Genomic DNA, 20,668 nt, shown 5'->3' on the forward strand with positions numbered 1-20,668 from the left:
TCTATCCGGGCTAGGGATTTAGTTTTTCACAACAACTATTTATAAAACTTAAAACCTACGTCCTTTCCATTCGTATTTTCCAAATAGCGAATATAAGGCAACACTCACGCTGAAGAAAGGATAAAATAAGCTGCTCAAAACTACGTAGCGCATTTTAGTTGTAGTCAAAAAAGAATGAGATTTGCGGATTAAAACAAGATCTAAAACAAATTTTAACAGCAATAATAAAACGATTGTCGGCCAGGAGAATAAATCTAAAATCCAGAACCCAATACCAACTACAATACTTAAATTCCCAGCAAAAACGGTCAATCCTAACACTTTCCCAAAACTACTTTGGTAAGAAGTTGTCTTCGATGCCCAGCGAACTCTTTGGTAAAATAATGCTGACCAACTGTCAACTGGTTTAGTAACCACAATATTACTTTTGGATTTTAAATAATGCACTCTTTCGGGGAACTTGGCGACCGCTTTTTGCAGCAAGAAAACATCATCTCCGCTAGCAATGGAGTTATTGCCTTCAAAACCATTCAACTCTTTAAATAGGGATTTTGTGTAAGCCAAGTTGGCACCATTGCACATAAAACCTTTCCCAATGCCAAAACTACCAATGGTAGCTCCCTGCAAACTCGTTAAATCCAACTGCTGAAAATGATGCAAGAACGAATTTCTACAATCATAGGTTACTGCTCCAGCAATCATACTCACATCATGATTCTGAATGTAATTGTCCAATGTCAACAACCAGTTTTCAGCCACCACGCAATCAGCATCCGTAGTGATAATCCAAGCGGTATTTAGCTGCTGCATTGCAGTCGTAATCGCATCTTTCTTGGGCGAATTAGAAACTCTATTATTTTTTATAACCCGTACTGAAAACTGAAAACCGAAAACTGAAAACTGTTCCTCAGATTCATCATCGACCAGAAGTACTTCAAACAGTTCCGTTGGGTAATTCAACTTCGAAAAGCTATCTAAAAGTAGAGGTAGCGTAGCCGCTTCATTTCTAAAAGGAACTACAATAGTGAATTTATTTATTGGCTTTAAGCCAACAAAATTAAAGGAAGTAATTTTTGTAAAACCATAGATTAACCATGCAATGGTAATGCAGTAAATAATTAAAATCAAGGGCAAAAAAAATGTAAACATATACTTGACGCATTAATTTTTATTTCCCCCTTCGGGGGTTAGTGGGACTTTAAAATTCAGCACATAATAACTGCCTATAATAACAGGAATAACCACATTTAGAAACCACATTAAGGTAGTGATAAAAATAACAATCCACTCATTTACGCGCAATATTCCGAAAATATAAATAGATACACCGCCTTTTACAGCAAAGTCTAGAAATTGAAAAGTAGGTAGGGAAGACGCTAGGAAATAAACAGCGGTGATCGCTGCCATTAATGTTAGATAAGGTAAATCAACATCAAAAGCCAAAAACAAGAAATAGTATTGATGCGAGAAAACGAAATAGCGGCAAACCGCCAAAAAAATATTTTTCTGATGAATTGATTTTGGGATTTGGTTAATCTTATGAATCAGTTTTTCGATGGAATATCCTTTTATAGTTAGTTTTTTTACTAAGAACAATGATCCGAAAATGAGAATTAAAACTCCAAAAAGGATGATTACCGTTTTTGTGGTAATGACATTGTATTGGACATTAAAATACAACAAACCAAAAACTCCAAGGAAAACAGTCAGTACCATCTGGATTCCGTTACAAATCAAGTTTAGAAACAGTACCTTCTTTGTTTCCGATTTTTCGAAAAACATGGCTTTTCCGGCATATTCGCCAACGCCATTTGGAGTAAACAGTCCAACAGTCAGGGCGGAGAGAACCTGTTTAGTAGCTTCTGCTTTAGAGATTTTGCGTATTACAGAAACTAGATTTTGCCATTTTAGAATCTCAAATAAACGATTTAATACACTCAACAACAATATGAAACTAATTCCCACAACCGACTGTTTTTTTTCGAATACAACTAGAAATTGGGCCCAATCGAGTTTGTTGTTATTTGCCAGCTGATTGTAAATAAAATAAAAGGCAACACCTACAATCAAAAGTTTGATTAGAAGTACGAGGAAATGCTTAGTTTTGTGAGGAATCGAAATCATTGATGTAAAGTAAAGCAAACTATTGTGAAAATGCTATTCGGATCGAGTTTGCTTATACCGGGTGAAGTAAAGAAAGTATTCCGCAAAGATTCACAAAGCAACAGCTGCATAAATATTTAAATTAGTTTTGCGACTCTCTGAGAATTCTTTGCTAGGCTCTGTGTAATAAAAAAAAAAATTGATCCTTCGCAGCAAAAAAAACGAACAAAATAATGGCAAACGAACGCATCATACTAGGTATTGACCCAGGAACCACCATAATGGGTTTTGGTTTAATACGGGTTATCAATAAAAAAATGGAGTTTATTCAGTTGAACGAACTGCAGTTGAATAAAATGGACGACCATTATATGAAACTGAGAAGAATTTTTGAGCGTACCATCGAATTGATTGACACCCATCATCCAGACGAAATTGCAATTGAAGCGCCTTTTTTTGGAAAAAATGTGCAGTCCATGTTAAAATTGGGAAGAGCGCAAGGCGTTGCAATGGCAGCAGGACTTTCGAGAGATATTCCCATTACTGAATACGAACCCAAGAAAATTAAAATGGCCATTACCGGAAACGGAAACGCAAGCAAGGAACAAGTAGCCAAGATGCTCCAGCAGTTACTAGGCTTGAAAGAATTGCCCAAAAATTTAGATAGTACAGATGGACTGGCAGCTGCGGTTTGCCACTTTTTTAACTCTGGAAAGGTGGTTGGAACAAAAAGTTATACGGGCTGGGATGCTTTTGTAAAACAAAATGAAGAACGAGTTAAAAAGTAGTGTTTACATATTTTAAAAGCACTGAACACTAAAAACGCGTAACAATAATTATGTCCGGAATCTACATACATATCCCTTTTTGCAAACAGGCTTGTCATTATTGTGACTTTCATTTTTCAACTTCGATGAATAAGAAGGAGGAAATGGTTTTGGCTTTGGCCAAAGAGATCAAAATGCGTAAAAGTGAATTCGAAAATGATACAATAGAGACTATTTATTTTGGAGGAGGCACGCCTTCGGTTTTGACTTCAACCGAAATTAATTTTCTGATTGATACTGTTTATGAAAATTATAAGGTGAATGAGGATCCAGAAATTACGCTAGAAGCAAATCCAGATGATTTGTCAAGTGAGCGAATTCTGGAATTATCAAAAAGTAAAATTAATCGTTTGAGTATTGGGATTCAATCGTTCTTTGAAGATGATTTGAAGATGATGAATCGCGCACACAATTCGGCGGAAGCCCAAAGATGTTTAGAAGAAGCCACAATATATTTTGATAATATTTCGCTTGATTTGATTTATGGAGTTCCCGGAATGAGCAATGAAAAATGGAAGCAAAACATTGAAAAAGCACTTTCTTTTGGGGTGCCGCACATTTCGAGTTATGCTTTGACTGTAGAACCCAAAACGGCGATGAATAAAATGATTCAAACCGGAAAGATCGAAGCACCCAAAGACGAAGTGGCTCAGGAACATTTCATGATTTTGGTGGAAACATTAGAGTCAAAAGGATTTATTCACTATGAATTGTCTAATTTCGGAAAAGAAAATTATTTTTCAAAAAACAATTCAGCCTACTGGTTGGGGGAAAAATACATGGGCATTGGTCCATCCGCACATAGTTACGATGGTATTTCTCGAAGTTGGAATGTAGCTAATAATCCACTTTATTTAAAAGCAATTCAGGATGACAAATTACCAAACGAAATAGAAACCTTATCAGAAGCCGACCGTTATAACGAGTACATTATGACCGGATTACGTACTATTTGGGGAGTTTCATTGGATAGAATTGAAAGTGAATTTGGACAAAGTTATTTAGATTATTTGATGAAACAAGCTCAGAAATTCTTAAATGATGACTTGGTTTTTATTGAGGATAATATTTTGAAACCCACTAAAAAAGGAAAGTTTTTGACAGATGGGATTGCGAGTGATCTATTCATCCTGAACTAGTTTCAGGATCTCATGATCTTAACTCAGAACGTGACGAACTAGTTTCGGGATTCTTTATAATTAAAATGGTGTTGTATGGAAAAAAGATTTACATATATTTTGACAAATAAAAATCAAACCGTTTTATATGTTGGAGCAACGTAGGATTTAAAAAAGAGAATTGAAAAACATATAAGTGGTACCGGAGCAGCCTTTACCAAAAAATATAATGCTACAATGCTAATTTATTTCGAGGAGTTCGAGGAGTATTCAGATGCTTTTATAAGGGAAAAACAATTGAAAAATTGGCACAAGGACTGGAAATTGAATGTAGTAAAACTAAGCAATCCCGAATTAAAAGATTTATATTTGAGTTTATAAATGTATCTCATGATGAGATGCTGAAATAAATTCAGCATAAATGATAGCAACGATCAACAATTTTCAAATAGATTTATCAAAACCCATTGATATTTCGATTCCGATAACTAATTCTGAAGCGAATCCAATTGCATGGTATATAGAAAAACCAGTAATTGAACCAGTACGTTTTGGAGAATGGGTAGGAAAAGTGTCTTCAGGAATGTCTTCTACAAATTTTAATACTATTTCTTACAATCCTCATGGACATGGAACCCACACCGAATGTCTGGGACACATTACGCGTGATTTTTATAGTATAAATCAATCCCTAAAACAGTTTTTTTTCATGGCTGAATTAATTTCGGTAGCACTCGAAGAAAAAGATGGAGATTTTATTATTAGTAAAGAAAAAATTGTAAAAGCTTTAAATCATGATAGGCCCGAAGCTATTGTTATTCGAACATTACCAAACGAAACTTCTAAATTGTCAAGAAAATATTCGCACACAAATCCGCCTTATTTAGATGAAGATGCGGCGCGTTTCATTCGCGAAAGCGGAATACAACACCTGCTTATTGATTTGCCAAGTGTCGATAAGGAAAAGGACGAAGGAAAATTATTGGCGCATAAAGCATTTTGGAATGTAACTGACGTGAATAATTTAAATTCGGATGCCCGATTAGAAGCTACTATTACGGAACTGATTTTTGTGCCTGATACTGTTGCAGATGGAAGTTACTTGCTCAACTTACAAATTGCTTCTTTTGAGAATGATGCAAGTCCAAGCAAACCCGTTTTATATGCTGTTGAGAATACTAAAACAGAGCTATGATAACCGTCTCTACCGATAAAAATAAATTAGACGTTCCGTTTATTCAGCATTTTCTAAAGGATATTTATTGGGCTGCGGCACGAACAATCGATGAAGTACAAACTACAATTGACCATTCATTTTGTTTTGGAATTTATCTTAATGAGAAGCAAATTGGTTTTGCCCGAGTAATTACGGATTATATAGTTTTTGCCTATGTGATGGATGTATTTATTACTGAAGAACATCGCGGCAAAGGATATTCTTCCATTTTAGTTGATGCCATGATGAAGGAACCACAATTAAAGCAAGTGCAAGTTTGGCGATTAGCAACTGCTGACGCACATTTTTTATATGAAAAATTCGGATTCACCCTTTTGGCAAAACCAGAAAGGATGATGGAAAAGATACTTAACTAATTTTTTAAAGTAGCGATAGATGAATTTAGAAACCTACTACGAATATTGTTTGAGTAAAAAAGGAGTGACAGAGCATTTTCCTTTCGATAAAGACACTTTAGTTTTTAAGGTGGGTGGAAAAATGTTTGCCTTATCGTCTTTGCAAAAATGGGAATCAGGGGAGCCAGCTGTGAATTTGAAATGTGATCCTGAGCGCGCTCTGGAGCTTAGAGCGCAGTATGACAGTATTAAACCTGGTTTTCATATGAGCAAAACGCATTGGAATACCGTTGCAATGCATCAAGATGTCCCTAATTCTCTTGTTAAAGAATTGATTGATCATTCTTATGAATTGGTCTTCAAAAGTTTAACAAAGAAATTACAAAATGAAATCTCAGAATTATCAAATTAGGTATTACTTTTGCATTCCAATTCTCACACTGCATTTTAAGAAAGTGTATTGGGAATTAGTACTGAGAAATATTCAATTGGGACAAAGAATTTTGAATTAAAAAACATGAAAGAACAGATAAAGAAATTTTTAAACGAGGAGCAAGACCCTAAAGCTATTGAAAAAATCACTTCAAAGCTGAATGATCTCCTTATGAAATATGAGGAAATAGGATATATTGCGGTTCAGAAAAAACCGGCACTTACCGTTTTTCCAGATAGTATTGTGGTGACAAACAAACGAATTATAATCTGTCAGCCTAAAAACTTAGGGCTATCGATGGATTTTACTGATTACACCTGGGATCAAATTGAAGGAACCTCTGTGAAAGAAAACATCTTAGGGTCGGAGTTTTCATTTTCGACCAAGACAGATATGGAAGTTTCAATCGACTATATTCCGAAAATTCAAGCTAGAAAGATATTTACTTATGCTAAAGAGCAAATAGATATTCTAAAAAGTGGAGCTGTTCCAAATGCTACAATAATTGAAGAAGTTGCCGCCGATGCTACTGATGAATTTGAGGATGTTGAAGAAATGGAAACCGTAGAGGTAACTAGTTTTATGGAGATAATGCCAAGCACTCCGCCGCCATTACCTACTGTTAACGAGTATTTTGATACTCGTATTGAAGCTCACAAGGAAACTCACAAAGAGAGTGGACTAGCTGGATTATCGCAAGATGAGCTTTTCGAAAAATTACAGAATTATAAAAAACTCTTGGATAACGGACTGATTTTACAAGGAGAATATGATAATTTCAAAAAGGAGATTTTGAGCTATATGTAGTTCTTAAGAATAAATAAAATTTAAGGCTGTCTTTTATAAGGCAGCCTTTTTTTTGAATTTAACTTTCATAGATGTTTAATGGTCTCGTTATGTTTTGCTGATTTTTTAAAGGGAGAAACCTTTATGAATTGTGGCATATTTTTATACTTTTATGGATTGGAATTGTAGTGTGTTTATTGGGATAAGTTGTAAAATTTCGTAGTTGTGCTAATTGTATGTCTTTTAAAAAAATATGCAATTATTAGTAAAGAAAATAGGATGACTACAATTAAATTGATGACCACACAATCAGCTGCTGTTCCAGCTAAAATCTTTCAATTATAAAATTATGCGATATAAATCGATTCCCGCTACTTTATTTGTTGCAAACAGAACGCAGTTTGCCAAAAAAATGAATGCAAATAGCATTGCGATGCTGTCTTCTAATGATGTGATGCCTAATAATGCTGATGATGTAATGGGTTTTGCCCAAAATAATGACTTATTTTATTTGTCAGGAATCGACCAGGATGAGACGATTTTAATACTATATCCAGATGCTATAAAAGAAGAAAACAGAGAAATATTATTCGTAAAAGAAGTAAGCGAGCAAAGTAAAATATGGGATGGTGATTTCTTGGCAAAAGAAGCTGTATCTCGTATTTCGGGCGTGAAAAATGTAAAGTGGACTCATGAAATGGAGAAAACTCTACAGCTTTTTGCTTTTGAAGCCGATACTTTTTATTTGGGGCATAATGAGCATATAAAAAGACTCACTTCAGAGATGACCACCAGACAGGATCGCCTGATTCACTGGTGTAAAGATAAATATCCATTGCATCAGTATGATCGAGCGGCCAAGATTACAAGAGAACTTCGCCCCATAAAGTCAGAGGAGGAAGTAGCGCTTATCAAAGAGGCAATCGCGATCAGTATAAAAGGATTTATAGGGATTTTAAAAGCAATTAAATCCAATACTCCAGAATATGCCCTGGAGGCTGAATTGACTTATGAGTTTGTAAAAAACGGAGCGACACGTCATGCTTTTAAGCCTATTGTAGCGTCGGGAAAAAATGCTTGCGCTTTGCATTATAATTCTAATGATGCAATTTGCAAAGACGGAGATATGGTATTGCTTGATTTTGGGGTTTGCTATGCAAATTACAATTCAGATACTACCAGATGTGTTCCTGTAAATGGAACTTTTTCGTCTCGTCAGCGCGCTGTATATGAGTCGGTTTTACATTGTTTAAAAGAAGGGTCGAAGCTCTTAAAGCCAGGAGTCTTTTCTGCTGACTATGAAAAACAAATGGCAGCATTAGTCGAAAAAGAATTAGTAAAATTAGGACTAATTACTCCCGATGAAATCGCAAATCAAGATGTGGATGCTCCGGTGTATAAAAAGTATTTCATGCATGGAACCGCGCATCATCTGGGATTAGACGTGCATGATGTGGGACTGTATTCTCGCGCCTTCGAAAAAGGAATGGTGCTTACCTGCGAACCGGGAATATATATTCCCGCGGAAGGAATAGGTTGTCGTTTAGAAAACGATTATTTAATTACTGCCGATGGAAGTATAAACCTTTCGGAAGCCATGCCTATAGAGGTTGATGACATTGAAGAGATCATCAGAATGGCGAATTCTTAATAATTAGATGTTAGGATTAAGAGAAAGCTAGTACAATTTTCGAAAAATAAATTAATTATAAAGATGAATAAGATTAAATATATAGTAGTATTATTATTAGTTAGCCTTAATTTTCAATTTGGTTTTGCACAAACTGATGTAGCTGTAGGTACTGATTTGGAGAAAAGTTTAATGGAATTGTTTCCAAAAGCAGAAATTAAAAAAATAAAGAATTTAGATGGGTATTCTGAATCCTATCAATTGATTTTAGACCAGCCCTTGGATCATTCCCATCCAGAAAGGGGGACATTTAAACATTTTATCTACTTGTCGCATCTTGATGTTAAGAAACCTATGGTTATTGAGACTGAAGGTTATGCGGCGCGTTATGTTAAAAATGAAGTCAGCAGTTTATTGAATGCGAATCAGCTTATTGTTGAATATCGGTTTTATGGAAAATCCAGACCCAATCCTATTCCTTGGGAGTATTTGACAAATGATCAAGCCATTGCCGACTATCATTCGATAGTTCAAAAATTAAAGCAACTGTATAGCGGAAAATGGATTTCGACGGGAATCAGTAAAGGCGGAGAAACGACCCTTATTTATAAATCGAAGTATCCAAAAGATGTAGATGTAGCGATGCCTTATGTGGCGCCCCTAATCAAGACTCAGGAAGATCCACGCACCGTAGAACATTATACGTCTAAAGTTGGTACGGCTGAATGTCGCGCAAATATAGTGCAGTTTCAAAGAGCATTACTACTTAATAGAACAGCACTTTTGAAAGAAATAAAAGAACATGCTGCTAAAGAAAAAATGCAGTTCACTGAATTGTCCATTGAAGAAGCCTTAGAATATGGAGCCTTAGAATTTCCGTTTTCTTTCTGGCAATGGGGCGCAAACTGTGCTGATATTCCGGATACTAATTCTACCGCCAAAGAGCTATTTGATTATTTTAATAAAGTGGTAGGAATTAGCTTTTACAATGATGAACAATACTATAACTTATTGCCGTCTTATTACCAACACATGAGTGAATTGGGTTATTATGGTTTTGATTTTACACCAGTAAAGGATTTGTTGCAAGTGGTTAAAAGTACATCCAATATGCGTTTTGCACCCAAAGACGTTGCGATTAATTACAATCCAAAATACATCAAAAAAGTTAGGAAGTTTGTAGAGAGAAAAGGGGATAAGATTCTTTATATTTATGGCGGAGATGATACTTGGGGAGCATGCGCTCCAACTCCTAAACGCAGGCTTGACGCACTTAAAATGGTGTTGCCTGGAGGAAGTCACAGTGCTAGGGTAAAAGATTTCCCAAAGGAAGACCAACAGAAAATTATGAAAACGCTAGAGCGCTGGTTACAATAACAATAAATGGACTATTTTTTTAGGATAGCCCATTTTTTTATAAAGTTTTCTTCTGTTTTTCTACAAAATTGTGTGCTTGTAATTCCAGTAATTCGGTCGCTTTCTTGCGCTGTAAATCATATAAATTTTTGTCTTGAGCAATATCCTCATATACTTTATCGTGCATAGCAGCACTCGTTTTTACAAGTAAATTTCGCTGGTATTTGTCTTGCTCTAAAGTTGCTTTTAAGGCTGTTTCTAAATCTTCCAATTTAAAATCATATTCTCCTTTTGGCGACAATAATTTAGCAATAATAGGGGAGGTTTCAATTGCGAGAAAAAGCAACATGATAAACAAGGAGGGAAGTGAGGGCAGCTTATTTAATGCATTGATTCGGGCCATTAATCCATCAAATCCGTCAATGATAGGTTGGGTTTCGGTGATTTTTTTATCTAAGTCCGCTTGAAGTAGCGTTGCAGTTTTTTCTTTTTCAGCAATTTTTTCTAAGTTGTTTTTTCGAATAGTATCTAATTCGGCGGAAGCCAGATTGTGTTTGGCGATCTTTTCTTTAAAAACGGGTCCTTTTCCTAGCTTTTTAGTTCCTGCTGTTCCTTCGGCTTCAGTAATGTATGTTTCATATAGTGTATTAACCTCGGTTTCTTTTTTCGAAATATCTGACTTTAAGCTCTCAATCTCGGCCTTGTTTTTAGCTAGATCGGATTGAAAATAATTAGCCACTTCTTTCTTGTTTTCGAGAGTCATAGCATTTTTCTCTTTCAATAGAACGGTGTTGATTTCTTTTTCGAAAATTTTAATCTCTAATGGTTTCGAAATAACTATGGCGATGATAATTGCCAAAATAATTCTTGGCGTAGCTTGTAGAAATTCGCTGCCAAATTTATCTCTTTTTCGAATAGTAGAAACAATAAAACGATCTAGATTGAAGATGAGTAAACCCCACACCAGTCCAAAGAGTAAGGCGGGGTAGACGCTGTCAAAAACTGTAAATAAGGCATAAGTACTGGCGATAAAGGCCATTACTGCGGTAAAGAAAACGGTGGCGCCAATACCTGCGTATTTGGTTTGCTCACCTTGAGAACAGCCTTCAAGAATTTCTTCGTCGGCTCCTGAACAGAGAATAAAGAATTGTTTTAACATGATTGATTTTTTTTGATTGATTTGCCAGTGGACCTTAATTTTGTCTGGCTGATGATTGCAAATTTAACGCCAAAAAAATTAAACTATTGTAAATATCTGATTTGTTTTTGTTTAGGAGTTTATAGAAATCAAAAAGAGCTGTCCTATGAGAACAGCTCTTTTCTTTATTGAATTATAATTAACTTATGCTTTTGGCGCTCCTGCCATTATTTCAGGATTTGCAAACTCTTCAAATTTAGCAAAGTTGGCTTTAAATTTTTGACCTAATTCTATCGATTTTTGGTCGTATAATTCTTTATCTTCCCAGGTATTTCTCGGATTTAAAATTTCACTAGGAACTTCAGGACAAGATTGCGGAATTGCAATTCCAAAAACGGCGTGATCTTTATACTCTACTGCATCTAATTCTCCGTTTAAAGCGGCAGTAATCATAGCGCGAGTGTATTTTAATTTCATTCTGCTACCAGTTCCATAAGGTCCGCCAGTCCATCCTGTGTTGATTAGCCAAACTTTTACATCGGCTTCTTGGATTTTTTTACTCAACATTTCAGCATATTTCGTTGGGTGAAGCGGCATAAAAGGTGCTCCAAAGCAAGCAGAAAAATTAGGTTGAGGTTCAGTAACTCCAGCTTCAGTTCCAGCAACTTTTGCAGTATAACCAGAGATGAAGTGATAAGCAGCTTGTCCAGGTGTTAATCTAGAAATAGGAGGCAAGATTCCGAATGAATCTGCAGTAAGAAAAAAAATATTTTTTGGGTTACTACCTATTGATCCTGGTTGAATATTGTCAATATGATAGATTGGGTAACTTACTCTTGTATTAGGGGTGATAGAAATATCATTATAATCGACTTTGTTAGTCCCTTTTTCGAAAATGACATTTTCTAAAATAGATCCTCTTTTAATTGCTCTAAAAATGTCTGGTTCGTTCTCTTCAGAAAGATTGATCACTTTTGCATAGCATCCGCCTTCAAAATTGAAAACTGTATTTTCACTAGTCCATCCATGTTCGTCATCACCAATTAATTTTCTTTTTGGATCTGCAGATAGTGTTGTTTTTCCAGTTCCTGACAATCCAAAGAAGATAGCTGTATCATCATTGTCACCTACGTTTGCACTACAATGCATCGGCAAAGTGTTTTTATCAACCGGTAATATAAAGTTTAAGGCAGAAAAAATTCCTTTTTTCATTTCACCTGTATATCCAGTACCACCTATAAGTGCAATTTTTTTAGTAAAATCTAAAATAGCAAAATTAGGTTGACGCGTTCCATCAGTTGCTGGATCAGCAAGGAAACTTGGAACACATATTACAGTCCATTGTGGTGTGAAATTTTCAAGTTCCTCTTGTTCGGGTCTCAAAAACATATTGTAACAAAATAAATTTGCCCAAGGTGTTTCAGTAACTACACGAACATTTAATCTATAATTAGGATCAGCACATACATAAGAATCTCTAACGAATAGTTCTTTGTTAGATAAGTACGAAGTAACTTTTTTATGAAGTGCTTCAAAAGCTGTTGGTTCAAAAGGAATATTCACTTTTCCCCACCAAACTTTGTTTTCAGTTACGCTATCTTTAACGATAAAACGGTCTAAAGGCGAGCGCCCTGTAAATTCCCCTGTATTGATAGCTAGTGCGCCAGTCGAAGTTTCGATTCCTTGACCTAAAGCGATGGTCATGTCATGTAATTCGTTGGCTGATAATTGGTAATGAATCTTTGCGTTTTCAATTCCTAGGTCAACAAGCGAAATCGATTGCGTAAACGGTGTGTTATTATTCATAAAATTATGTATTGTGTTGTTTAGTTTAACTGCTACAAAAGTATAAATTATATCTTAGATATGTTTTGATAATCTAAGTTTTATGTTTTTTTGTTAAAATAATTCAACAATAAGGTTCCCCAAGCTAGAATTAATAAGAGTCCGCCCACAGGGGTTATGAATCCTATCACTTTAAAATCGAAGGAGGTCATGCTATTTGTGGCCAATAAATAAATCGAACCTGAAAAGAAAAGGACACCAGAAATAATTAAGTAGTAGATGATTTTCTTAGTTTTTTCAGTTAGGTCTGGTAACAGGCCAATAAAAATTAAAAACAAGGCATGATACATTTGATAACGAACTCCTGTTTCAAAAGTAATTAGCTGATCGGCAGATAAAACTTGTTTTAATGCATGTGCTCCAAATGCTCCTAATATAATTGCAATCATTCCAAAAAGTGCGCCGGTTGAAATTAATTTCTTATTCATTATTCTGGGATTTTTTAACTGTAAAAGTATTCCTTATCTGAGGAATCTAAAAGTTATTTGACAGATACTTTCGGTTTTTTCTTGTTTTTTAACACATAGTAGTTGTTGTAAATATAACATTTATGTATGTTTGTGTTATATTTACATATATTTATGAGAAACATTTTAGTAATTGGTGCAGGTAGATCTGCATCTTCGTTGATACAATATCTTTTAAATAAGTCAATAGAAGAGGATTTGCACCTTATTATTGGTGATTTGTCATTAGAACTGGCACAAAAGAAAACATGTAACCATCCAAATGCCACTGCAATTACTTTGGATATTTTTGATGCCAATCAAAGGAAAGAAGCAATTCAAAAGGCTGATATTGTCATTTCTATGTTGCCTGCTCATTTGCATATTGAGGTTGCTAGAGATTGTGTTGTCTATAAAAAGAACATGGTTACGGCATCTTATGTTAGTAATGAAATGCAGGAACTCGATGTGGCAGTCAAAGAGAATAATCTTATTTTCATGAATGAGGTAGGTCTTGATCCTGGAATTGATCACATGAGTGCCATGAAAGTCATTGACGAGATAGGAGATAAAGGCGGTAAAATGCTTTTATTCGAATCTTTTTGTGGTGGACTTGTAGCTCCAGAATCAGACACAAATCGTTGGAATTATAAATTTACTTGGGCTCCTCGGAATGTTGTCTTGGCTGGACAGGGTGGTTGCGCTAAGTTTATTCAAGAAGGGACTTATAAATACATTCCCTATTGCAACTTATTTAGAAGAACTGAATTCTTAGATGTAGAAGGCTACGGTCGCTTTGAGGCTTATTCGAATCGAGATTCCTTGAAATATAGAAGTGTTTATGGACTGGACAATGTGCTAACTTTATATAGAGGAACCATTCGTAGAGTAGGGTTTTCTAAAGCATGGAATATGTTTGTGCAGCTTGGTATGACAGATGATGGTTATATAATGGAAGATTCTGAAAATATGAGTTACCGTCAGTTTGTGAATTCTTTTTTACCGTATCATCCAACGGATTCTGTAGAAATTAAGACACGATTGATTTTAAAAATCGATCAAGATGATGTTATGTGGGACAAATTGCTGGAATTAGATTTATTCAATAGCAACAAAAAAGTGGGACTTAAAAATGCTACCCCTGCACAGATATTAGAAAAAATATTAAGTGATAAATGGACCTTGGAAGCAGACGATAAGGATATGATTGTGATGTACCATAAATTCGGATATGAATTAGATGGTGTCAAAAAGCAAATCGATTCTAAAATGGTTTGCATTGGCGAAGACCAAACTTATACCGCTATGGCAAAAACCGTTGGTTTACCGGTTGCGATGGCGACTTTGCTTATATTAAATGGCAAGATTAAAACTCCTGGAGTACAACTTCCTATTAAAAAGGAAGTGTATCTACCCATTTTAAAAGAACTAGAAGAGTATGGTGTTGTTTTTAAAGAGCAATCGATGCCTTATTTTGGATACAAGCCAGATAAAACCAGTTAGTTAGTAGTTTAATTTGTAGTTAGATAAATCCGCTTCTTGATGAAGCGGATTTGTTGTTTATAGACTATTGCTCCGTGTTAATTGTTATTGGTAAACTGTATAATGTTCGAACTGCTTTTCCATTGATTTTTCCAGGAATCCATTTGGGGCATGATTCTAAAACCCTTACTGCTTCTTTACCGGTTCCGTAACCAATATCTCGGAGTATTTTAAAATCATTCAGACTGCCGTCTATCTCCACTATAAAAGTTATGTATACCTTTCCTTTTAAATTGGGTTGTGATGGCGCTTTAAAATTTTCAGCCACGAATTGGTAGAATTTGTCCATTCCTCCCGGGAAAGTTGGTTTTTCATTTACTGAAGCTGTATTGTGGATTCCATTTTCCGGAACCTCTACAGTGGTTATTTCAACGTATTTTGGGCTTACTGCATTTTTGAGATCATTAAGTTGCTTACTGTTTTCCTGTTCATTTACTGATGTTACACGCGGCGGTGGAGGTGGTGGAATGTTTTTCTTTTCCTCAGAGGTAAGTTCGCTGAATTTTTTATCGCTTACAATATTTCCTTTTTCATCTTTAATTAAAAAGATTGTGTTTTCGAAATATTTCTCGATTCCCGTAACAGGAGTCTTTGATTTGATTGTAGTTTCTGATGTCTTTTCTTGTTCTACATTTTTTGTGCAAGAAAAGAAAAGAATAAATGAAAATAAAGGAGCTATCGCTATTTTTTTTAGCATTGCCCTAGATGTTGATGTGGTTTTAGTCATCATAATTAATCTTTTTTTAGTTACTGAATAATTCAAATTACTGGCCAAGTAATAGGTTTGGTTCGCGCTTGCCTTTGTGATTAATAAGTTTTGGTAAAACGGAACATTATTATGCGATTGAACCACTTTCTCATCAGCGAGGAATTCATGGTTGAGTTGTATGGCTTTTTTGTAGAAAATGAAAATAGGGTTGAACCAAAAGACGGCTTTCAAAGTTTCTAAGAGTAAAATATCTAAAGTGTGTTTTTGGTTTACGTGAATTAGTTCGTGGGTGTATAATTCGGCTTCAATTTTTCTATTGTGGTAATCCGTTTCATTGATGAAAATGCTGTTCATGAAAGTGTAAGGCAGTGTTTTTTCTTTAAGTAAAACCAAGTTTACATTTTTGTAATTAATTTCAGTGCCTGATTTTGATTTAGCATTCAATTTTAAGATGTTTCTAATGAATCTAAAAAGTAATACTGAAGTTATTACGCCATAAATGCTCCAAATGGCAATTATCCAGTAATTTGTTGAATCTTCAACAGAAGTCATAGTTGCTCCTTCCATTGTGATTGCATTTTTGGAGGTAAAAGGAGTTGTGATTTCTTGAATCACTTCAATGGTTATAAATGGGATTGTGAATGAGAAAATAATGGCAAACAATAAGTAAAACCTATTGAAATGGTGCATTTTTTCATTTTCCAATGCTAAATGGTACACGGCAAGCAGCACAAATAATGATGCAGTCGATTTGATGATGAAGTCTATCATTTTTTCTTTTTTTGAATGGCACAGTCTACTATTTTTTTAAGTTCCTCTAATTCTTTCTCAGATAAATTAGTTTCTGTAGTAAAGAAAGAAGCAAATTGCGATGCGGAATCGTTAAAGAAATTCTTTATCAATCCGTTGACATGTTTCGAGAAATAGTCCGTTTTTTTGACCAAGGGAAAATATTCTCTAGAGTTTCCAAATTCAGTGTAAGCCACAAAATCTTTATCAATCATTCTTTTTAGTAAAGTGGCCACGGTTGTGGTTTTTGGTTTTGGCTCTGGAAATGCTTCAAGCAAATCTTTCATAAAAGCTTTCTCTAGCTTCCAGAGGTGTTCCATCAATTGTTCTTCGGCGTTAGTGAGTTGTTGCATTTTTTTTAATTTTTATTTAAATATTGTTTCAGAAACAAGCTTGCCTTTGTCATAATTTCGTTTCATTATCATTTTGCCGTTAGTATTATAGAAATTCCAACTTCCGCTGTAATACCAATGGGCGTATTTAGTACAGGTGTCTAAAACTGTTTTTCCTTGGGATTGTATTTTTCCATTTTGGTGATAGAATCTGGTAAAAGAGCTGTTACCTTTATGTTTTTCCCTTTTGATTATTTTTCCATCTAGATAATAGCGCCATTTTTTTATTGGATCATCATTTCGGTATTTTCCAATGGATTTATATTGGGCGCTGTCTATTGAATATTTTTCTATCCAAATACCTTCTCTTTTTCTTTCGACGGTTTGATTCAGTAGTTTCGATTTGCATGAAAACATACTTATTATGCAAATAAAAAAGATTATACGTTTTTTCATTTTCTTTGGCTCTACAAAAATAGATTCAGTTCTACAAATGTAGAATATAAAATTAATAAAACAACTTTTTTTTTTAATTATGTTGATTTATAATGAGTTAATATTTTTTTTAACTGTGTTCAAGTGCCAGTAGCGGTATTTTCTTTTTATATGTTTTTTTCGAAGTAGGAGAAAAAAGACTTAAAGCTTCGATATTCTCCAATGTTGCAGGTGAGTTTTGATTTATTATAGAGGTATTTTTGTTCCCAGACTAAATCTAACACAGTAGATTGTTAGTTTGGATGTAATTTCTTTTTTTTCGAATATAATAATCGTTTTTCTGACTAGATCAACAGCTAGCAGCCGTATTTTATGGTAAATTTGTAAATACGATCAATTAAAACAAAAACTATGAAAACTAAAGTATTATTAATAGCATGTGCTCTCTTTGGGTTTCAAATGGGTTTTGCTCAGGAATTCAAGACAGTAGCGATTGATTCTGTAAAATCAATGTCTATTGATCTTGTAACGCAAAAAAGCATTGATAAAGAAGTGGCCAGGGAAAAATCAAAAGCAGATAGAGCAATAAGAGACCAAGAAAGAGCAGAGAAAAGCCGTCAAAAAGCGGAGAAAAAAAGAGAAAGAGCTGAGAAAGCAAGGGAGAAAGCAATCAAAAAAGAAGAAAAGCAAGAGCGAAAAATTGAAAAAGCCGACAAAACAGTTCAGAAATTAAACAGCAAACTTGACAGGGCTAAAAATGATTTGGATAAAATGGAGGCTAAATTAGATAAAACGATGTCAAGAGGAAAGCTTTCGGAGGTTGAAATTGAAAAGGGGAATCTGAAAATTAGCAAGCAACGTCTTAAAATTCAAGAGTTGGAAGTTGATATCGCTAAAGCGGAAAATAAGTTTAAAAAACTAAACAATTAACTATAGTCCTCAATTTCGGTTGGGGATTTTTTTGTGACCTTGGGAAATGTGAATGTTATTGCTTTATGTTGATGGCAAAGCTTGATTTTTAATTTTACTTGCGTTAAGGATTGAAGTGAAAATCCTTTTTATGCGAAGGAACGTAGCATAAAAAGATTGTAACGAAAAGCCTGACCTTGTTGCTGACTCGAGTTGCTTTGTTTAACAAATTGTTCAGCAACAAGGTAACGCCCAAAAAAAAATCCGCTCACTGCTGAACGGATTTTGTGGATTGATGTGGAAACAGCTTATTTGCTTAACTCTACAAAGTATTTGTAAAATAAGGGAATAGTTTCGATTCCTTTTAGATAGTTGAATACCCCGAAATGTTCGTTTGGCGAGTGAATCGCATCACTGTCCAAACCAAATCCCATTAAGATGGTTTTACTTTTTAGTTCTTTTTCGAATAATGCAACGATAGGAATACTTCCTCCAGAGCGAACTGGAATAGCCGGAACACCAAAGGTCTCAGTGTAAGCCATATTTGCCGCTTTGTAGCCAATGCTGTCAATAGGCGTCACATATCCTTGGCCGCCGTGATGTGGTTTAACTTTTACGGTCACACCAGCAGGAGCAATGCTCGTGAAGTGTTTAGTGAATAATTCAGTGATTTGTTCCCAATCTTGATTTGGAACCAAACGCATTGATATTTTTGCAAAAGCTTGGCTGGCGATTACCGTTTTTGCTCCTTCTCCTGTATATCCACCCCAAATACCGTTAACGTCTAATGTTGGACGTATTGAGTTTCTTTCGTTAGTGGTATACCCTTTTTCGCCGTAAACGTCGTTTAGGTCTAATGCTTTTTTATAGTTTTCTAAGTTGAATGGGGCTTTACCCATTTCGGCTCTTTCTTCAAGAGACAATTCCTCTACATTATCATAAAATCCAGGAATGGTAATGTGATTATTTTCATCATGTAGAGAGGCAATCATTTTTGACAAGATATTAATAGGATTAGCAACAGCTCCTCCATAAAGTCCAGAGTGTAAATCACGGTTAGGTCCCGTTACTTCTACTTCTACATAGCTTAAACCTCTTAATCCAGTCGTGATAGACGGTTGCTGATTAGAAATCATTCCAGTATCAGAAATCAAAATCACATCGTTTTTAAGTTTTTCAACATTGTTTTCAACGAAAGTCTTTAGATTGACGCTGCCTACTTCTTCTTCTCCTTCAATCATGAATTTCACGTTGCATGGCAGGGTGTTGCTTTGGATCATGTATTCGAATGCTTTTACATGCATATACATCTGACCTTTGTCGTCGCAAGCACCACGTGCAAATATGGCTCCTTCGGGATGGATTTCGGTTTTTTTGATCACCGGTTCAAAGGGAGGAGAGGTCCAAAGTTCGATTGGATCCGCGGGTTGAACGTCATAATGACCGTAAACTAGAATCGTTGGTAAGCTTGGGTCAATCATTTTTTCACCATATACGATAGGGTATCCAGCAGTTTCGCAAATTTCGACTTTGTCACATCCTGCTTTTTCTAAGCTGATTTTTACAGCCTCAGAAGTGTCAATTACATCTTGAGAGTAGGCTGTGTCTGCGCTTACAGATGGTATTTTTAATAATTCAATTAATTCGTTAAGGAAACGCTCCTTGTTTTCTTGTACGTATGACTTGATATTTTCCATGTATGGGCTTAATTTTTAGATAAATCAAAAGTACAAAAAAGAGAATGATAAATTTTTTAAAAAAATGTTTTGATTATTCGAACTTATGACTATATTTGCACCCACAATTACACGCGGATATGGTGAAATTGGTAGACATGCCAGACTTAGGATCTGGTGCCGCAAGGCGTGTAGGTTCGAGTCCTATTATCCGCACTAAAAGCTTCTCAGTTGAGAAGCTTTTTTTATGTCTAAAAGTGAACAAGAATCCGTTGCTTATGCCGAAAATAGAATTTCCGGACTTTGTAAATAGTTTAGTTAATCTAAATAGAATAAGCTCCAATTCTCCAAGCTTGCTAAATTGATGTTCTAATATTGATATTTTTTTTGCATTTAGGGACTTGGAAGAAGGATTGATGGTTTTAGATTTTTCTGTAAATAATAGTGAGATTTTTATAATGAACCACATATGGTTTTGATTCATTATAAAGTGGAAAGTATAGGTTCGTTCCTTATTATAAAAAAGCTACTACTCCTTGTATATAGGTATAACCTCTTTCTTCAGAAGCTATTTCCCGCTCCCGAGACTTCGGGACGCTACAATCTACTTCGCCATCGCTTCTCGTGCGAAAAGACGAGAAGGGACTGGCTTGATAGGATTTCCACTGCTATGGGGGCTAGGTGAGTTTTTGTTGGCAGGGGAATTTAGTGAGTATCGGTAAAGTCACTAAAAATACAACACCTACATGTAGTGGTATAGAAAGCAAAACTACTAATTAAAGTAGTTGTCAAGAGTAAGAAGCTTGTCCTGCTAATTGCAAAGTATTAGCAAACATGCTGTATTCACAACGAAACAAGGCAAACTACATCAGTATAGCCTCCCTTTCCTTCGGAGATTCCCGACGAGATGAGAAAACTTTCCACTTCAAGATTCCTATTTCCAGCGAGTTAAGTCATGTGTTGCGAAAACATAAAAAAATAGTCAATAAAAAGTATTGTTTAACGCTATAAAGGTGCTACTT

19 protein-coding genes, 1 tRNA gene and 1 pseudogene are annotated in these 20,668 nt (G+C 35.2%); 12 read left to right on the forward strand and 9 right to left on the reverse strand.

The genetic code is table 11. The features are described from left to right. Positions 1–48: 48 nt before the first annotated feature. On the reverse strand, positions 49–1,149 hold the full coding sequence (locus tag FQU23_RS15725; protein ID WP_147674685.1) for a glycosyltransferase family 2 protein: 1,101 nt from the start codon (positions 1,147–1,149) through the stop codon (positions 49–51). A gap of 12 nt (positions 1,150–1,161) precedes the next feature. Next, positions 1,162–2,124 (reverse strand): lysylphosphatidylglycerol synthase domain-containing protein, encoded by a 963-nt coding sequence (locus FQU23_RS15730; RefSeq protein WP_147674686.1) that lies wholly within the window; start codon positions 2,122–2,124, stop codon positions 1,162–1,164. Between the two features lie 212 nt (positions 2,125–2,336). On the opposite strand from FQU23_RS15730, the gene ruvC reads away from it, so the two are divergent. The 9 genes and pseudogenes from ruvC (at position 2,337) to FQU23_RS15775 (ending at position 9,846) form a co-directional block, all read left to right on the forward strand. Continuing rightward, positions 2,337–2,891 carry a crossover junction endodeoxyribonuclease RuvC gene (gene ruvC / locus FQU23_RS15735; protein WP_132112791.1) on the forward strand — a complete coding sequence of 185 codons (555 nt, stop codon included), beginning with the start codon at positions 2,337–2,339 and terminating at the stop codon, positions 2,889–2,891. Positions 2,892–2,941: 50 nt separating this feature from the next. Beyond that, positions 2,942–4,069 carry a radical SAM family heme chaperone HemW gene (gene hemW / locus FQU23_RS15740; RefSeq protein ID WP_147674687.1) on the forward strand — a complete coding sequence of 376 codons (1,128 nt, stop codon included), beginning with the start codon at positions 2,942–2,944 and terminating at the stop codon, positions 4,067–4,069. A 156-nt stretch (positions 4,070–4,225) separates the two neighbouring features. Then, positions 4,226–4,429: pseudogene (locus tag FQU23_RS16280) on the forward strand (GIY-YIG nuclease family protein); the annotation flags it as partial. Positions 4,430–4,469: 40 nt separating this feature from the next. Beyond that, on the forward strand, positions 4,470–5,243 hold the full coding sequence (locus FQU23_RS15750) for a cyclase family protein (RefSeq protein WP_147674688.1): 774 nt from the start codon (positions 4,470–4,472) through the stop codon (positions 5,241–5,243). After that, the gene (locus FQU23_RS15755) at positions 5,240–5,641 is read left to right on the forward strand and encodes a GNAT family N-acetyltransferase (RefSeq protein WP_147674689.1); all 402 of its coding nucleotides are present in this window, start codon (positions 5,240–5,242) and stop codon (positions 5,639–5,641) included. Before FQU23_RS15750 ends, FQU23_RS15755 begins: the two co-directional genes overlap by 4 nt. A gap of 19 nt (positions 5,642–5,660) precedes the next feature. Next, entirely contained in the window at positions 5,661–6,032 is a 372-nt protein-coding gene (locus FQU23_RS15760; RefSeq protein ID WP_147674690.1) for an MmcQ/YjbR family DNA-binding protein, read from the forward strand. A gap of 105 nt (positions 6,033–6,137) precedes the next feature. Then, positions 6,138–6,860: a PH domain-containing protein gene (locus tag FQU23_RS15765; RefSeq protein ID WP_147674691.1), complete on the forward strand. Its 723-nt coding sequence runs from the start codon at positions 6,138–6,140 to the stop codon at positions 6,858–6,860. A gap of 328 nt (positions 6,861–7,188) precedes the next feature. Next, positions 7,189–8,490 carry an aminopeptidase P family protein gene (locus tag FQU23_RS15770; protein ID WP_147674692.1) on the forward strand — a complete coding sequence of 434 codons (1,302 nt, stop codon included), beginning with the start codon at positions 7,189–7,191 and terminating at the stop codon, positions 8,488–8,490. Between the two features lie 63 nt (positions 8,491–8,553). After that, on the forward strand, positions 8,554–9,846 hold the full coding sequence (locus tag FQU23_RS15775; RefSeq protein WP_147674693.1) for a S28 family serine protease: 1,293 nt from the start codon (positions 8,554–8,556) through the stop codon (positions 9,844–9,846). A gap of 37 nt (positions 9,847–9,883) precedes the next feature. On the opposite strand, the gene FQU23_RS15780 is transcribed toward FQU23_RS15775, so the two are convergent. The 3 genes from FQU23_RS15780 to FQU23_RS15790 form a co-directional block, all read right to left on the reverse strand. After that, a complete protein-coding gene (locus tag FQU23_RS15780) occupies positions 9,884–10,984 on the reverse strand; it encodes a DUF4407 domain-containing protein (RefSeq protein ID WP_147674694.1) in 1,101 nt (366 codons plus the stop codon). Positions 10,985–11,167: 183 nt separating this feature from the next. Beyond that, positions 11,168–12,769 (reverse strand): phosphoenolpyruvate carboxykinase (ATP), encoded by a 1,602-nt coding sequence (gene pckA, locus FQU23_RS15785; RefSeq protein WP_147674695.1) that lies wholly within the window; start codon positions 12,767–12,769, stop codon positions 11,168–11,170. An 80-nt stretch (positions 12,770–12,849) separates the two neighbouring features. Beyond that, positions 12,850–13,236 (reverse strand): DUF423 domain-containing protein, encoded by a 387-nt coding sequence (locus tag FQU23_RS15790; protein WP_132112767.1) that lies wholly within the window; start codon positions 13,234–13,236, stop codon positions 12,850–12,852. Between the two features lie 153 nt (positions 13,237–13,389). Here FQU23_RS15790 and FQU23_RS15795 point away from each other — a divergent pair, with 153 nt between their 5' ends. Beyond that, positions 13,390–14,757, forward strand: coding sequence for a saccharopine dehydrogenase family protein (locus tag FQU23_RS15795; RefSeq protein ID WP_147674696.1), 1,368 nt, complete (start codon positions 13,390–13,392; stop codon positions 14,755–14,757). A 64-nt stretch (positions 14,758–14,821) separates the two neighbouring features. Here FQU23_RS15795 and FQU23_RS15800 read toward each other — a convergent pair whose 3' ends face one another. The 3 genes from FQU23_RS15800 to FQU23_RS15810 are packed head-to-tail and all read right to left on the reverse strand — an operon-like array spanning position 14,822 to position 17,043. Then, positions 14,822–16,276, reverse strand: coding sequence for a M56 family metallopeptidase (locus FQU23_RS15800; protein WP_147674697.1), 1,455 nt, complete (start codon positions 16,274–16,276; stop codon positions 14,822–14,824). Beyond that, positions 16,273–16,647 (reverse strand): BlaI/MecI/CopY family transcriptional regulator, encoded by a 375-nt coding sequence (locus FQU23_RS15805; RefSeq protein ID WP_147674698.1) that lies wholly within the window; start codon positions 16,645–16,647, stop codon positions 16,273–16,275. The genes FQU23_RS15800 and FQU23_RS15805 overlap by 4 nt, the downstream gene beginning before the upstream one ends. A gap of 12 nt (positions 16,648–16,659) precedes the next feature. After that, complete coding sequence (locus FQU23_RS15810; protein ID WP_147674699.1) at positions 16,660–17,043, reverse strand: hypothetical protein; 384 nt, start codon at positions 17,041–17,043, stop codon at positions 16,660–16,662. A 429-nt stretch (positions 17,044–17,472) separates the two neighbouring features. Between FQU23_RS15810 and FQU23_RS15815 the strand changes: the two genes are divergently transcribed. Further along, positions 17,473–17,991: a hypothetical protein gene (locus FQU23_RS15815; protein WP_147674700.1), complete on the forward strand. Its 519-nt coding sequence runs from the start codon at positions 17,473–17,475 to the stop codon at positions 17,989–17,991. Positions 17,992–18,278: 287 nt separating this feature from the next. Here the strand turns inward: FQU23_RS15815 and FQU23_RS15820 are convergent, their stop codons facing one another. After that, the gene (locus FQU23_RS15820) at positions 18,279–19,667 is read right to left on the reverse strand and encodes a dipeptidase (protein ID WP_147674701.1); all 1,389 of its coding nucleotides are present in this window, start codon (positions 19,665–19,667) and stop codon (positions 18,279–18,281) included. A 113-nt stretch (positions 19,668–19,780) separates the two neighbouring features. On the opposite strand from FQU23_RS15820, the gene FQU23_RS15825 reads away from it, so the two are divergent. Next, positions 19,781–19,862 (forward strand) — tRNA-Leu (locus FQU23_RS15825). Positions 19,863–20,668 lie beyond the last annotated feature (806 nt).

This window comes from Flavobacterium sp. XN-5 (assembly GCF_008033395.2).
In the GTDB taxonomy this organism is placed as follows: domain Bacteria; phylum Bacteroidota; class Bacteroidia; order Flavobacteriales; family Flavobacteriaceae; genus Flavobacterium; species Flavobacterium hiemivividum.

Coding starts and splice junctions, on each gene's coding strand:
- FQU23_RS15775 (WP_147674693.1), top strand. CDS start 8,554: ATGAATAAGATTAAATATATAGTAGTATTATTATTAGTTAGCCTTAAT.
- FQU23_RS15805 (WP_147674698.1), bottom strand. CDS start 16,647: ATGCAACAACTCACTAACGCCGAAGAACAATTGATGGAACACCTCTGG.
- FQU23_RS15820 (WP_147674701.1), bottom strand. CDS start 19,667: ATGGAAAATATCAAGTCATACGTACAAGAAAACAAGGAGCGTTTCCTT.
- FQU23_RS15770 (WP_147674692.1), top strand. CDS start 7,189: ATGCGATATAAATCGATTCCCGCTACTTTATTTGTTGCAAACAGAACG.
- FQU23_RS15815 (WP_147674700.1), top strand. CDS start 17,473: ATGAAAACTAAAGTATTATTAATAGCATGTGCTCTCTTTGGGTTTCAA.
- FQU23_RS15750 (WP_147674688.1), top strand. CDS start 4,470: ATGATAGCAACGATCAACAATTTTCAAATAGATTTATCAAAACCCATT.
- hemW (WP_147674687.1), top strand. CDS start 2,942: ATGTCCGGAATCTACATACATATCCCTTTTTGCAAACAGGCTTGTCAT.
- FQU23_RS15755 (WP_147674689.1), top strand. CDS start 5,240: ATGATAACCGTCTCTACCGATAAAAATAAATTAGACGTTCCGTTTATT.
- FQU23_RS15725 (WP_147674685.1), bottom strand. CDS start 1,149: ATGTTTACATTTTTTTTGCCCTTGATTTTAATTATTTACTGCATTACC.
- FQU23_RS15760 (WP_147674690.1), top strand. CDS start 5,661: ATGAATTTAGAAACCTACTACGAATATTGTTTGAGTAAAAAAGGAGTG.
- FQU23_RS15790 (WP_132112767.1), bottom strand. CDS start 13,236: ATGAATAAGAAATTAATTTCAACCGGCGCACTTTTTGGAATGATTGCA.
- FQU23_RS15780 (WP_147674694.1), bottom strand. CDS start 10,984: ATGTTAAAACAATTCTTTATTCTCTGTTCAGGAGCCGACGAAGAAATT.
- FQU23_RS15730 (WP_147674686.1), bottom strand. CDS start 2,124: ATGATTTCGATTCCTCACAAAACTAAGCATTTCCTCGTACTTCTAATC.
- pckA (WP_147674695.1), bottom strand. CDS start 12,769: ATGAATAATAACACACCGTTTACGCAATCGATTTCGCTTGTTGACCTA.
- FQU23_RS15800 (WP_147674697.1), bottom strand. CDS start 16,276: ATGATAGACTTCATCATCAAATCGACTGCATCATTATTTGTGCTGCTT.
- FQU23_RS15810 (WP_147674699.1), bottom strand. CDS start 17,043: ATGTTTTCATGCAAATCGAAACTACTGAATCAAACCGTCGAAAGAAAA.
- ruvC (WP_132112791.1), top strand. CDS start 2,337: ATGGCAAACGAACGCATCATACTAGGTATTGACCCAGGAACCACCATA.
- FQU23_RS15765 (WP_147674691.1), top strand. CDS start 6,138: ATGAAAGAACAGATAAAGAAATTTTTAAACGAGGAGCAAGACCCTAAA.
- FQU23_RS15795 (WP_147674696.1), top strand. CDS start 13,390: ATGAGAAACATTTTAGTAATTGGTGCAGGTAGATCTGCATCTTCGTTG.